The organism is Shigella sp. SIG3 (assembly GCF_053555855.1).
On sequence record NZ_JBQZXE010000014.1, the window covers coordinates 1 to 13,609 of the forward strand.

12 protein-coding genes and 2 pseudogenes are annotated in these 13,609 nt (G+C 52.3%); 6 read left to right on the forward strand and 8 right to left on the reverse strand.

Translation table 11 applies throughout. The features are described 5' to 3' along the window. From ACUU1I_RS04915 to allA, 4 genes and pseudogenes are all read right to left on the reverse strand, one after another. A pseudogene (locus tag ACUU1I_RS04915) lies at nucleotides 1-276 on the reverse strand (hydroxypyruvate isomerase); the annotation flags it as partial. A gap of 12 nt (nucleotides 277-288) precedes the next feature. Then, nucleotides 289-2,070, reverse strand: coding sequence for a glyoxylate carboligase (gene gcl / locus ACUU1I_RS04920; protein WP_005066580.1), 1,782 nt, complete (start codon nucleotides 2,068-2,070; stop codon nucleotides 289-291). A gap of 89 nt (nucleotides 2,071-2,159) precedes the next feature. After that, nucleotides 2,160-2,975, reverse strand: a complete 816-nt coding sequence (gene allR, locus ACUU1I_RS04925; protein WP_000141275.1) for an HTH-type transcriptional repressor AllR — start codon at nucleotides 2,973-2,975, stop codon at nucleotides 2,160-2,162. A 77-nt stretch (nucleotides 2,976-3,052) separates the two neighbouring features. After that, the gene (gene allA, locus ACUU1I_RS04930) at nucleotides 3,053-3,535 is read right to left on the reverse strand and encodes an ureidoglycolate lyase (RefSeq protein WP_000776388.1); all 483 of its coding nucleotides are present in this window, start codon (nucleotides 3,533-3,535) and stop codon (nucleotides 3,053-3,055) included. A 229-nt stretch (nucleotides 3,536-3,764) separates the two neighbouring features. Between allA and allS the strand changes: the two genes are divergently transcribed. The 3 genes from allS (at nucleotide 3,765) to dinQ (ending at nucleotide 6,348) form a co-directional block, all read left to right on the forward strand. Further along, the gene (allS, locus tag ACUU1I_RS04935) at nucleotides 3,765-4,691 is read left to right on the forward strand and encodes an HTH-type transcriptional activator AllS (protein ID WP_000460142.1); all 927 of its coding nucleotides are present in this window, start codon (nucleotides 3,765-3,767) and stop codon (nucleotides 4,689-4,691) included. Nucleotides 4,692-4,759: 68 nt separating this feature from the next. Then, nucleotides 4,760-5,854, forward strand: coding sequence for a tRNA 2-selenouridine(34) synthase MnmH (gene mnmH, locus ACUU1I_RS04940; protein ID WP_001158007.1), 1,095 nt, complete (start codon nucleotides 4,760-4,762; stop codon nucleotides 5,852-5,854). Nucleotides 5,855-6,264: 410 nt separating this feature from the next. Beyond that, nucleotides 6,265-6,348 carry a damage-inducible type I toxin DinQ gene (gene dinQ, locus ACUU1I_RS04945; protein WP_349808740.1) on the forward strand — a complete coding sequence of 28 codons (84 nt, stop codon included), beginning with the start codon at nucleotides 6,265-6,267 and terminating at the stop codon, nucleotides 6,346-6,348. A gap of 217 nt (nucleotides 6,349-6,565) precedes the next feature. Here dinQ and ybbP read toward each other — a convergent pair whose 3' ends face one another. Beyond that, entirely contained in the window at nucleotides 6,566-8,980 is a 2,415-nt protein-coding gene (gene ybbP, locus ACUU1I_RS04950; protein ID WP_000561815.1) for a putative ABC transporter permease subunit YbbP, read from the reverse strand. Continuing rightward, nucleotides 8,977-9,663: a putative ABC transporter ATP-binding protein YbbA gene (gene ybbA, locus ACUU1I_RS04955; RefSeq protein ID WP_001110573.1), complete on the reverse strand. Its 687-nt coding sequence runs from the start codon at nucleotides 9,661-9,663 to the stop codon at nucleotides 8,977-8,979. The genes ybbP and ybbA overlap by 4 nt, the downstream gene beginning before the upstream one ends. Between ybbA and tesA the strand changes: the two are divergent. The 3 genes and pseudogenes from tesA to cnoX all read left to right on the forward strand — a co-directional run bounded on the left by tesA (nucleotide 9,634) and on the right by cnoX (nucleotide 11,970). Beyond that, nucleotides 9,634-10,256, forward strand: a pseudogene (gene tesA, locus ACUU1I_RS04960) (multifunctional acyl-CoA thioesterase I/protease I/lysophospholipase L1). The gene ybbA and the pseudogene tesA sit on opposite strands and share 30 nt — an antisense overlap. Then, on the forward strand, nucleotides 10,246-11,055 hold the full coding sequence (gene ybbO / locus ACUU1I_RS04965) for an NADP(+)-dependent aldehyde reductase (RefSeq protein ID WP_000148969.1): 810 nt from the start codon (nucleotides 10,246-10,248) through the stop codon (nucleotides 11,053-11,055). Before tesA ends, ybbO begins: the two are co-directional and overlap by 11 nt. 60 nt (nucleotides 11,056-11,115) lie before the next feature. Then, a complete protein-coding gene (gene cnoX, locus ACUU1I_RS04970; RefSeq protein WP_005052961.1) occupies nucleotides 11,116-11,970 on the forward strand; it encodes a chaperedoxin in 855 nt (284 codons plus the stop codon). A 62-nt stretch (nucleotides 11,971-12,032) separates the two neighbouring features. Here cnoX and fetB read toward each other — a convergent pair whose 3' ends face one another. Together fetB and fetA are read right to left on the reverse strand one after the other, a co-directional pair. Further along, nucleotides 12,033-12,812 (reverse strand): iron efflux ABC transporter permease subunit FetB, encoded by a 780-nt coding sequence (gene fetB, locus ACUU1I_RS04975; protein WP_005066564.1) that lies wholly within the window; start codon nucleotides 12,810-12,812, stop codon nucleotides 12,033-12,035. Next, nucleotides 12,799-13,476, reverse strand: a complete 678-nt coding sequence (gene fetA / locus ACUU1I_RS04980) for an iron efflux ABC transporter ATP-binding subunit FetA (RefSeq protein WP_001157548.1) — start codon at nucleotides 13,474-13,476, stop codon at nucleotides 12,799-12,801. Before fetA ends, fetB begins: the two co-directional genes overlap by 14 nt. Between the last annotated feature and the right edge of the window lie 133 nt (nucleotides 13,477-13,609).

Consider the following 13,609-nt stretch of genomic DNA (forward strand, 5'->3'; position numbering starts at 1 on the left):
ACGAATCGCTGCTGCTACGCCATCCCGAAACTCTTCTTCACGGCCAGGAATACAGGCAATACCGCGCTCGCCCGCCGCCCAGTCACCTGCCGGTAAATTGTGCAGCGTATGTTCGAGTTTATTACTCGCCAGTACCTGTTTTAATTCTTCAATGTCGTAGTCATAAGGAAACATAAATTCAACGCCGCGAAAACCACACTGCGCAGCTTTCTCAAAACGGGCGAGAAAATCATATTCACCAAATAACATCGATAAATTAGCAGAGAAACGTAACATCATTTATCTCCCTTATTCATAGTGCATGAAGCAGGTTTCAGTCGGTGCATCCGCTGCGTTATCGGCGATATCTTCAAATTCCATGACGTTATCCAGTTCGCTGCCCATCGAAATATTGGTCACACGCTCGAGAATAACTTCCACTACTACCGGTACCCGATATTGCGCCATTAAGGCTTTCGCCTGTTCAAAGGCTGGCGCAATATCTTCCGGTTTGAAGACCCGAATAGCTTTACAACCTAAACCTTCCGCTACTTTTACGTGGTCAACACCGTAGCCATTCACTTCACTGGAGTTGATATTCTCGAAAGCGAGTTGCACGCAGTAGTCCATGTCAAAAGCGCGTTGTGACTGACGAATCAGGCCGAGATAGGCGTTATTCACCAGCACATGGATGTACGGAATGTTGAACTGCGCGCCAACGGCTAACTCTTCAATCAGGAACTGGAAGTCAAAGTCGCCAGAAATCGCCACCACATTGCGTTTCGGATCAGCGGCACAAACCCCCAGTGCCGCCGGAATCGTCCAGCCTAACGGACCAGCCTGACCACAGTTGATCCAGTGGCGGTCTTTAAAGACATGCAGCATTTGTGCCGCAGCGATTTGTGACAGACCAATAGTGGTGACATAACAAACATCGCGACCAAAGGCTTTGTTCATCTCTTCATACACGCGCTGCGGTTTCACCGGCACGTTGTCGAAGTGGGTTTTGCGCAGCAAAGTGCGTTTACGCTGCTGGCAGTCGGCGACCCATTCTTTACGACACGGCAGACGACCCGCTTTTTGCATCTCCTGCGCCACTTCAACCAGCAGTGTCAGCGCCGCTTTAGCATCAGAGACAATGCCGAGATCCGGACACAGCACGCGACCAATTTGCGTCGGCTCAATATCAATATGAACGATTTTGCGCCCTTCGGTGTATTTCTCTACCGAACCGGTATGACGGTTAGCAAAACGGTTACCGATACCAAACACCATGTCGGACGCCAGCAACGTTGCGTTACCGTAACGATGCGCGGTTTGCAGACCGACCATCCCGGCCATCAGTTCATGATCGTCCGGGATACAGCCCCAGCCCATCAGCGTTGGGATCACCGGAACGCTGGTCAGTTCAGCAAACTGTTGTAACAGTGCAGCTGCATCAGCATTGATTACCCCGCCCCCGGCAACAATCACCGGACGTTCGGCCTGGATTAACATTTCTACAGCTTTTTCGATCTGCATACGGCTGGCAGCAGGTTTGTAGACCGGCAGCGGTTCGTACATGTCAGGATCAAACTCGATTTCCGCAACCTGAACGTCGAACGGTAAATCCACCAGTACCGGACCCGGACGACCAGAACGCATCAGGTGAAATGCCTGTTGCAGCACGCGAGGCACCAGCGCCGCTTCACGAACTGTAACCGCCATTTTGCTGACCGGTTTAGCAATTGCTTCAATATCTACGGCCTGAAAATCTTCTTTATGCAGACGGGCGCGCGGTGCCTGGCCGGTAATGCACAGAATAGGAATGGAATCAGCAGAAGCGGAATTGAGCGCGGTGATCATGTCCGTGCCCGCAGGACCGGAAGTCCCCAGACATACGCCGATATTCCCTGCCGTTGCGCGGGTATAACCTTCCGCCATGTGCGAAACACCTTCCACATGACGCGCCAGAATGTGACGAATACCGCCGTGCTTACGCATCGCTGAGTAGAACGGATTAATTGCAGCTCCCGGAACGCCGAAGGCGGTGGTGATACCTTCTTTCTCCAGCACATACATTGCCGCGTCAACGGCTCTCATTTTTGCCATTTTATTCCTACCTCTATTAATTGGAAAAATTTTCCAACTTTTAAATTTTGTCAAAAAAACCCGCTCCGCAGAGCGGGATGCGACAGACACTATGGATGTGCTTTCAGTCCCAACGCCGTGCTGATATCGCGGGCGGTGTCTCTGACCAGCTCACCCTGACTGACAAAACGATCTTCTGTCAGTCTTGATGAAGGCCCGGAGATGGAGATAGCGGCAACAACGCTACCGACATCATCGTAAATTGCTGAAGCTATGCAATTCAGACCTACAACATGCTCTTCTTTATCTACGGTATAGCCCAGTTCACGCGCTTGTTCCAGGTCCTTCAGCAAGGTGGGCATATCCACAAGCGTAGTTGGCGTAAACTGCTGCAAACCGGTTTGCAGAATGATGCTCATCAACTCCTCTTCCGCCAGCGGATAAAGCAGCGCTTTGCCCGCACCGGAAGCATGCAGCGGCAGACGACTGCCCAGTGGCGCACACATCCTGACCATCGATTTACACTCTAACTGACCAATTAATACCGCTTCATTGCCGTTACGGATCGCGACATTGACCGTTTCGCCGGAAAGTAACATCAGGCGGCGCATAAACGGCCCGGCGACGGAGAGGACATCGCGGTTATGGATGTACGCCGCACCGACGTTAAAGACACCTAATCCTATATGCCACCAGCCTAATTGACTGTCCTGATAGACAAAATCCGCTGCTTGTAAAACCTTCAGCAAGCGAAAGGTCGTGGAGAGCGGCAAATCCAGATTGAGAGAAATATCGCTAACCGACGAACTTCCCCCACTTTTTTCCAGATATTGCAGAATCGCAATTCCCCGCTCTAACGCCTGTGCGCCCTTCTGTGCCACAGGCTCCGCCTGTCCTGGCCTGCCGCGCCGTCTAACTTCCGTCATACCTACGTTAACTCCGACCTACAAGTGAGCATAAACAATGAACAATTAGTTTATCTTATGCAAGTCGGTTGCAGGCGTCACGCAAAACAGAGTTCCTGTTCAGGAATACTTTCAACATCACAGTTGTCACTGCCGCCGCGATCGATGGTCAGAAAATCGGTGACGCGCTGCCAGGCGAAAAGTGGGTGATGCCAGACGTTACGATGGTAATTCACCCCCTGTTCACCGTTGGTGATAAACGCCCGCAGCGTTGACAGGTCTGGTTTGTCGTCGCCTAACGCCACGACCACCACAAACACTTCACCTTTCATTGGGATAAAGGCCTGAGTGCCCAGCGGATGACGTTCGAGTTCGTGAATGGTCAGCGGCAGATTCGCCGGTTGCGCGCGGTTAATGCTGATAAGCGTACGGTCTTGCTCAAGAATCTCAACCAGCGCCAAATCGTGGTAACGCTCCACCAGGCCATTGTTAATATGGAAAAAATCCCGTTGCTGCGTTTCGATTACGTCGCCATAAGCACTAAAGGCTTCCTGACTTAACGGTAATACCTGAAGTTTCATCTTTTTGTCCTTGTAACATAATTCCGTTCAACCACCGCCGACCGGTCAGCTTGGTTTCAATAACAGGCAATCTAAAACCTTAAGAGAACAACATCAATACAAAAGTTGGAATGTTTTTCCAAAACTAGATTTGGTCCACAAATTGAACAGGATTATCATGTAAAAATACTGATAAATCAGAGGATAAGAAAATCACGCAACTTGCGGATTTAAAAGGGGATACCTGAAGATGTTCGATCCAGAAACCTTGCGGACTTTCATTGCGGTTGCTGAAACAGGAAGTTTTTCAAAAGCGGCAGAACGATTATGTAAAACCACGGCGACGATCAGTTATCGCATTAAACTTCTGGAAGAGAATACCGGAGTAGCGCTGTTTTTCCGTACGACTCGTAGCGTAACGTTGACAGCGGCTGGCGAGCATCTACTTTCCCAGGCCAGAGACTGGCTGAGCTGGCTGGAAAGTATGCCCAGCGAGCTGCAACAGGTGAATGATGGCGTGGAACGCCAGGTGAATATTGTCATCAACAACCTGCTCTATAACCCCCAGGCCGTCGCCCAGTTGCTGGCGTGGCTGAATGAGCGTTACCCCTTTACCCAGTTTCACATCTCCCGACAAATCTATATGGGCGTCTGGGACTCGCTATTGTACGAAGGTTTTTCGCTGGCTATCGGGGTCACGGGAACTGAGGCGCTGGCAAATACCTTTAGTCTTGATCCCTTAGGATCGGTGCAATGGCGATTTGTCATGGCGGCGGATCATCCGCTGGCGAACGTTGAAGAGCCGCTAACAGAAGCGCAGTTGCGTCGCTTTCCGGCGGTCAATATTGAAGACAGCGCCCGCACCTTAACCAAACGCGTCGCCTGGCGATTGCCGGGGCAAAAAGAGATTATTGTTCCCGATATGGAAACGAAAATCGCCGCCCATCTGGCGGGTGTTGGCATTGGTTTTTTGCCAAAATCACTTTGCCAGTCAATGATCGATAATCAACAACTGGTCAGCCGGGTAATCCCAACGATGCGCCCTCCTTCGCCATTGAGTCTGGCATGGCGCAAATTTGGCAGCGGCAAAGCGGTAGAAGATATTGTGACCTTGTTTACCCAACACAGGCCGGAAATCAGCGGATTTTTAGAAATTTTCGGCAACCCACGCAGTTAAAAATCAAGTTTCCTTGCGCGTTGGCGCGTAAAATAGCGCGCAAGCTGATTTGAGGTTCACTTTTAACTATGCAAGAGAGACACACGGAACAGGACTATCGTGCCCTGCTGATTGCTGATACGCCCATTATTGATGTTCGCGCCCCTATCGAGTTTGAGCAAGGCGCAATGCCCGCCGCTATCAATCTGCCGTTAATGAATAACGATGAACGCGCCGCCGTTGGCACCTGCTATAAACAGCAAGGCTCAGACGCAGCGCTGGCGCTGGGGCATAAACTGGTGGCGGGTGAAATTCGTCAGCAGCGTATGTACGCCTGGCGGGCAGCGTGCCTGCAAAATCCGCAAGGTATTCTCTGCTGCGCCCGTGGCGGTCAACGTTCACATATTGTGCAACGCTGGCTGCATGAAGCGGGGATTGATTATCCGCTGGTGGAAGGCGGTTATAAGGCACTGCGCCAGACCGCGATTCAGGCGACCATTGAACTGGCACAAAAACCGATAGTGCTGATTGGCGGTTGTACCGGCAGCGGTAAAACGCTATTAGTGCAACAACAGCCAAACGGTGTTGATCTGGAAGGGCTGGCGCGTCATCGCGGTTCGGCGTTTGGTCGCACGTTACAACCACAACTTAGCCAGGCGAGTTTTGAAAACCTGCTGGCTGCCGAAATGCTAAAAACCGACGCCCGTCAGGATTTGCGCCTGTGGGTGCTGGAAGATGAAAGCCGGATGATCGGTTCGAATCACCTGCCGGAATGTCTGCGCGAGCGAATGACTCAGGCGGCGATTGCGGTGGTAGAAGATCCGTTTGAGATCCGTCTTGAACGCCTGAATGAAGAGTATTTCTTGCGTATGCATCATGATTTTACCCACGCTTATGGCGACGAACAGGGCTGGCAGGAATATTGCGAATACCTGCATCACGGACTTTCGGCGATTAAGCGTCGGCTGGGGTTACAGCGCTATAACGAACTCGCTGCCCAGCTGGATACGGCGCTGACAACGCAACTCACCACCGGCAGCACCGACGGTCATCTGGCCTGGCTGGTGCCGTTACTTAAAGAATATTACGACCCAATGTATCGCTATCAGCTTGAGAAAAAAGCGGAAAAAGTTGTCTTTCGCGGTGAGTGGGCGGAAGTGGCGGTATGGGTTAAGGCGCAGTGATGGGCGGTATTCTGAAACGGCGATTGTCGTGAGAACAAAATGGTTGCACCAGAATACAGATATAAAAAACCGACATGACAGTCGGTTTTTTTATTTTTTCCGCCCAAGACTTGGTTGTTCCGGGCAGAAATTAAACAGTCCTCATCTAGCAAGTGAATTATAAGTCAGGATGCCTACATATTCAAACAGCTATGTTGGCGATACAATCCCGACGCTAGTAGTGATACTGCCTCAAGGGATTACCGCAGTGCGGAAAAGTACTTTTAAGTCCTGGTCAGGATACAGGTGGTGCTGATTCTGGTGCTCTAATTTGGAGAGAGGCAGTCCTCATCTAGCACATGAAGAAAATCATAGTTACAGGCAACGTAAGGGTAAGCTGTGATTGTCTTTCTCCCTTAAGGGAGCAACGGATGAAAACTTTTCTCGATAAAGTTCTCATCGTTCTTAAGGCGCTAATCGCGCTGCTGGAACTGATCCGTCAGTTTATTGAATAACTGAGGAAACGTAGCTAAGGCCGAAGGTTTACCTCCTTCGGCCTTTAAAAAAACCGACATGACAGTTGGTTTCATATTTATTGCCAAAATGCACACTGTTCATGCCAGATGCGGCGTAAACGCCTTATCCGGCCTACACAATCTTGCAAAATCAATATATTGCACGCTCTTCGTAGGCCTGATAAGCGTAGCGCATCAGGCAATCTAACACCTGTCATCACCCCACAAACTGCCTGAACAGCGCCTTACCCTTAACCAGTCGCGCACCCAGCCAGCCGCCGAAAAGCGACAGCAGCAGCGCACCGCTGCACGGCAGAACAATCCACAATCGCCAGTCTGGCTCCCACGGGAAATCAAACACTTTCGCCTGCAACACTGCCAGTGCCGTTTCCGCACCAATTGCGGCCACCAGGCCGGAAACAAACCCAAGCATGGCGAACTCACACCACAATGTCGTGCGCAGCAGTTTTTTCCCCGCACCGAGTGTGCGCCATACCACCAGCTCCTGATGACGCTGGCGCATTCCCACCTGCACCTGTGCCAGCAACAGCAACATACCGCAGGCGGTGACCAGCACCACCATCACCTCCAGCGCCCGACTTACCTGCTCCAGCACCTGACCGACCTGTTTTAAAATCGCGCCAATGTCTAACAGGCTAATGGTCGGGAACTGGCGGTTGAGTTGCGTCAACATGCCGTTGCCATTCTCCCAGCGGAAACTGGTAAGCCAGCTCTGCGGTTGCCCGTCTAATGCCCCTTCAGGGAAAATAAAATAGAAATTAGGCCGCAGACTTTCCCAGTCCACTTTGCGCAGGCTGGTCACTTTAGCGCGGAACTCCTGGGTATCGCCCATAAAAGTCACGGTATCACCGAGGGCAACGTTTAAGCGTTTCGCCAGCCCCTCTTCCATCGACACTTCATCGGCTTTTGGCGGCCAGTTACCGGCGACAATCGGATTATGATCGGGCCGCGTATTTTGCCAGGTAAGATTGAGTTCGCGATTAAGCGCCTCATCTTCATTACCTTCTGTCGGCTTATCGTTAATCGCCGTCAGCCGCGCCCGCACTACCGGATAAAATGATTCCGGGACTATATGATGTTCCGCGAGGAACGCTTTTAGCGGTGCTACCTGTTCTGTGGCGATGTTAATTAAAAAGTAGTTCGGGCTTTCTGGCGGTAGCTGCTGCTGCCAGCGGTCGAGCAGATCGCCACGCAGCACCAGCAGCAGTGCCAGCAGCATAAAGGAGAGCGAAAATGCCGAAAGCTGGCTTAACGTTGACCACGGCTGACGTAACAGGCGGCTAACCGCCAGGCGCAGAGGCAGCGATTTCAGCGTCATGCGGCGAAGTACATTCAGCAGCATCCAGCCCAGCACACCGCACAGCAAAGCCAGTACTACCGCGCCCGCCAGCACCGCCCAAAGCAGCATGCTGCCACCCATTAATCCGGCGAGCAGCAGCACAACCACCACACTGACAATCGGCAGATAAAACTTCAGCGGCCAGACGTTCGCGACCACATCATTACGTAATACGCGTAAAGGCTGCGTTGCCAGCAACAAGCGGTATGGTCGTAGCCCCACCAGCAGCGAGATGACCGTCATGGTGCCAAGCGCCCACAGCCACGGCCAGAGGCTGGCTGGCGGTAGTGCAGCAGGCAGAACGGGCTTGAGCAGCACCATCAACACGTTTTCGAACAACAGGCCTATGGCCCCACCGGTAACGGCTGAAAGCGTCAGCACCATCAACCACTGACCGACGATTAGCTTACGCAGTTGCGCTCGCCCTGCCCCCAGCGTTTTGAGGATCGCCACCAGATCGTAGCGACTGCGACAGTAATGATTCATCGCTACCGCCACCGCTGCCACTGCCAGCAGCAAGGTCAGAAGCGCCGAAAGCAGCAGGAACTGTTGCGAGCGTTCCATCGATCGCCCCAGCGCGCCTTCGTCCTGTTCCAGACCGTACCAGCGTTGTTCGGGTTTAAGCTGAGGTAACAACCATTTCTCATAGCCGTCGAGCTGGTTCTCGTTGCCGCCGAATTTATAACGCCAGGTGACCCGACTCCCCGGCTGCACGGCTCCGGTTTTATCGACATCCGCCAGATTCATCATCAGACGCGGAGCCATCTGGAAGGGGTTAAAACCGGAATCCGGTTCCTGAATCACTTCTCCGGCAATCCGCAAGGTGGCATCGCCCACGTCAATGGTGTCGTCCGTTTTCAGGTTAAGCAGTGCCATCAGGCGTGGGGCCAGCAATACGCTGCCCGCCTGCGGTTTCAGGCCAGGGGGATTAGTTTGCAGATCGCCATACATCGGGTAGATATCATCCACCGCTTTGACGTTCGCCAGCTGCGGTGTGTCGCCTGCAAAGGTCATTGTGGCGAAAGTCAGCTGCTTGCCGACTTTCAGGCCGCGCTTTTGCGCTTCCTCCAGCCACGCTTGCGGCACTTCGCGTGAACTGCGCAACGCCCGATCGCCCGCCATAAACTCACGGCTTTGCTGGCTTAAGCCCTTCTCCATGCGATCGCTGATATTGCCCAGCGCCAGCACGCAGGCCACCGCCAGGCTTAGCGCCAGCCAGACAATTAATAGCGACGGCGAACGCCATTCGCGCCAGAACCAACGTGCAATCATGCTTCCTCCTGCAACTGCCCGTTCACCAGCCGTAAGCAGCGGTCGCAGCGTGCCGCCAGTTGCAGGTCGTGGGTCACCATAATCAACGTGGTGCCATGTTCACGGTTGAGGGAAAACAGCAGGTCGGCAATTTTATCGCCCGTCTGGCGGTCAAGGTTGCCGGTGGGTTCGTCGGCAAACAGCACATCAGGTCGACCATTAAAGGCTCGTGCCAGCGCCACTCGTTGCTGTTCACCGCCGGAAAGCTGTGCCGGAAGATGATCCAGACGTTTACCCAGCCCTAACTGTTCGAGCAACGCTTTCGCCCCGTTACGACTTTCCGCGCTACTCTCACCGCGCAGCAGAGCCGGAAGCTCGACGTTTTCCAGCGCGTTAAGGGTAGGAATTAACATAAATGACTGAAAAACAAAGCCGACGTGCTTCGCGCGCAACTTTGCCCGCGCTTCTTCGTCCATATTATGTAGCGGTTGTCCCACCAGACTCACTTCGCCACTGCTGCCGTCATCAAGCCCGGCGAGGATCGCCAGCAAGGTTGACTTACCCGATCCCGACTCGCCCACCAGTGCGATGGTCTCGCCACGTTTGACAACCAGCTCAACTCCGGTGAGGATGGAGAGTTCATGCTCCCCCTGACCGACGGACTTCTTAAGATGATGAACTTCAACAATGTTTTCCGCTGGCATTTGCCCTTCCTGTTCCTGGTCCTGTTAACCTTCCGTGCCGCCGCAGCGGACACGTTATTGATTCTGGGTGATAGCCTGAGCGCCGGATATCGAATGTCTGCCAGCGCGGCCTGGCCTGCCTTGTTGAATGATAAGTGGCAGAGTAAAACGTCGGTAGTTAATGCCAGCATCAGCGGCGACACCTCGCAACAAGGGCTGGCGCGCCTTCCGGCTCTGCTCAAACAGCATCAGCCGCGTTGGGTGCTGGTTGAACTGGGCGCAATGATGGTTTGCGTGGTTTTCAGCCACAGCAAACCGAGCAAACGCTGCGCCAGATTTTGCAGGATGTCAAAGCCGCCAACGCTGAACCATTGTTAATGCAAATACGTCTGCCTGCAAACTATGGTCGCCGTTATAATGAAGCCTTTAGCGCCATTTACCCCAAACTCGCCAAAGAGTTTGATGTTCCGCTGCTGCCCTTTTTTATGGAAGAGGTCTACCTCAAGCCACAATGGATGCAGGATGACGGTATTCATCCCAACCGCGACGCCCAGCCGTTTATTGCCGACTGGATGGCGAAGCAGTTGCAGCCTTTAGTAAATCATGACTCATAAAGCAACGGAGATCCTGACAGGTAAAGTTATGCAAAAATCGGTCTTAATTACCGGATGTTCCAGTGGAATTGGCCTGGAAAGCGCGCTCGAATTAAAACGCCAGGGTTTTCATGTGCTGGCAGGTTGCCGAAAACCGAATGATGTTGAGCGTATGAACAACATGGGATTTACCGGCGTGTTGATCGATCTGGATTCACCAGAAAGTGTTAATCGCGCAGCAGACGAGGTGATCGCCCTGACCGATAATTGTCTGTATGGGATCTTTAACAATGCCGGATTCGGCATGTATGGCCCCCTTTCCACCATCAGCCGTGCGCAGATGGAACAGCAGTTTTCCGCCAACTTTTTCGGCGCACACCAGCTCACCATGCGCCTGTTACCCGCGATGTTACCGCACGGTGAAGGGCGTATTGTGATGACATCATCGGTGATGGGATTAATCTCCACGCCGGGTCGTGGCGCTTACGCGGCCAGTAAATATGCGCTGGAGGCGTGGTCAGACGCGCTGCGCATGGAGCTACGCCACAGCGGAATTAAAGTCAGCCTGATCGAACCCGGTCCCATTCGTACTCGCTTCACCGACAACGTCAACCAGACGCAAAGTGATAAACCAGTCGAAAATCCCGGCATCGCCGCCCGCTTTACGTTGGGACCGGAAGCGGTGGTCGACAAAGTGCGCCATGCTTTTATTAGCGAGAAGCCGAAGATGCGCTATCCGGTAACGCTGGTGACCTGGGCAGTAATGGTGCTCGAGCGCCTGCTGCCTGGGCGCGTGATGGACAAAATATTGCAGGGGTGAGTTGAAGCGCGCGCTTAAGCCCCCATGTCAAAGAAAATATCGACAACAGAGAGCGACTCCATGTCCGTAGAAAATATTGTCAACATTAACGAATCTAACCTGCAACAGGTTCTTGAACAGTCGATGACCACTCCGGTGCTGTTCTATTTTTGGTCTGAACGTAGCCAGCACTGTTTGCAGTTAACCCCGATCCTGGAAAGCCTCGCGGCGCAGTACAACGGGCAATTTATTCTGGCGAAGCTGGACTGCGACGCGGAGCAGATGATTGCCGCCCAGTTTGGTCTGCGCGCGATTCCGACCGTGTATCTGTTCCAGAACGGGCAACCGGTAGATGGCTTCCAGGGGCCGCAACCGGAAGAGGCGATCCGCGCCCTGCTGGATAAAGTGCTGCCGCGCGAAGAAGAGCTGAAAGCGCAGCAGGCGATGCAACTGATGCAGGAAGGCAATTACACCGATGCCCTGCCATTGCTGAAAGACGCCTGGCAGTTGTCGAATCAGAACGGGGAGATCGGCCTGCTGCTGGCAGAAACGCTGATTGCGCTGAACCGTTCTGAAGATGCGGAAGCGGTGCTGAAAACCATTCCGTTGCAGGATCAGGACACCCGCTACCAGGGGCTGGTAGCGCAAATCGAACTGCTGAAGCAGGCGGCTGATAAGCCGGAAATTCAACAGTTGCAACAGCAGGTGGCGGAGAATCCAGAAGATGCCGCACTGGCGACGCAACTGGCGCTGCAACTGCATCAGGTTGGGCGCAATGAAGAGGCGCTGGAGTTGCTGTTCGGGCATCTGCGTAAAGATCTCACCGCCGCAGACGGTCAGACGCGTAAAACGTTCCAGGAGATCCTCGCTGCGCTGGGTACGGGTGATGCACTGGCGTCGAAGTATCGCCGCCAGCTGTATGCATTGTTGTATTGATATTCCGTTGTTCGGCACATGAACCACAACGCCGGATGCGATGCTGCGCATCCGGCATCGCATCATTTCTTCTTCAATTGAGTCACCACCAACTGGTGGCGCGAATTATAAAACTTACGATAGGTTAAATAGCAGGCAATAATGGTCGACAAGCTGGCGGTTGAGAGCAGCATAAAGGTCACCATAATCTGATATTTAATCGCCTTCACCGGATCAATCCCGGCAAATATCAGCCCGGACATCATTCCTGGTAAACTCACTAAGCCAACCGTTTTTGCTGAATCGACCGTCGGAATTAAAGCCGCGCGAATACTGTCGCGAATCAATATCGCTGAAGCCTGCTTCGGCGTCGCGCCAAGACTCAGTTTCTCCTGAATCTGTTGCTGTTCGCTAATGACCCGTTGCCCTAAATTGTTGTAACACAACCCCACCGCTACCATGGCGTTACCGGCAATCATCCCGGCGACAGGGATCACCTGCATCGGGATAAATTCAATCGACCCTGAGAGAATCAGCACCGCCAGGGTAATTCCCGCCCCGACCGTAATGGCAATAAACGATGAGATAAAAGCTTTAGCAATATATTTACTGCGTTTTTGCGCGTTCCACGCCGCATTAAAGCAGATAAATAACACCATCAATAATGTCAGGCTGGCATCATCCACGCTGAAAATATACTTCAGCACATAGCCGACAATAATCAGCTGAATTATCGCTCGCCCGACGCTCCAGAGAATATCTTTCTCCAGCGCCAGTTTTTCTTTATGGCTAATTAAGATTGCCACCACCACCAGCATTAATGCCAGTGCTAATGATTCGTTAGTAATATTATGCGAGTTCATAGCGTGCTTCCTGCATTTCTCCGGCATGCGGTTGCAGTGTAATCACTTTATCCGCATGATTAATTTCGTCTTTATCGTGTGTCACCCACAGCACGGCAATATTTTGCTCGCGCACATAACGATGGATCATCTCATTGACGTTATGTTTATTACTTTCATCCAGCGCACTGGTTATTTCATCCAGCAATAAAACCTTCGGCATAAATTGTAGGTTACGAATCAATGAGATGCGTTGTTTTTCACCACCAGATAGCTCGGCGATATTCTTCGTCAAAATGCTGTCCGGCAAAGCGAAGCGTTCGAGAAAATCGAGAAAAATGGCCGGGTCAGGCTGCTGGTCACGGATCTGCCAGGGAAAGATCAGATTATCGTATACCGTATCGCCAAACAGCGTCGGCGTCTGGGCGCAGTAAGAGACTTGCTGGCGGTAGATTTCTGGTTTTAGTGTGCTGACATCCTCACCTTCAAACAGTAACGTTCCGCTGGTTGGGCTGATCAATGAAGCAACTATTTTTAGCAGCGTACTTTTGCCACAACCAGAAGGACCGGTAATTAACTTAAATTCGCCAGCACGCAGCGAAAAATTGATGTTATTAAGAATCTTCGTATCACCCGCCAGATATCCTACGTTTTGTAGCTGAAGCAAAGGACTATTTTCCTGCATCGCTGTTCCCTTTTTCTGATTTTTACTAAAAACAGTTTATCCTTCGCAGGAATAAGGGGGAACTCTCTTTCAGTAATCAGGTATAATTTGTTTAATCAAGCAGCAATTTTGCTGATTATGGACGGTACAACAG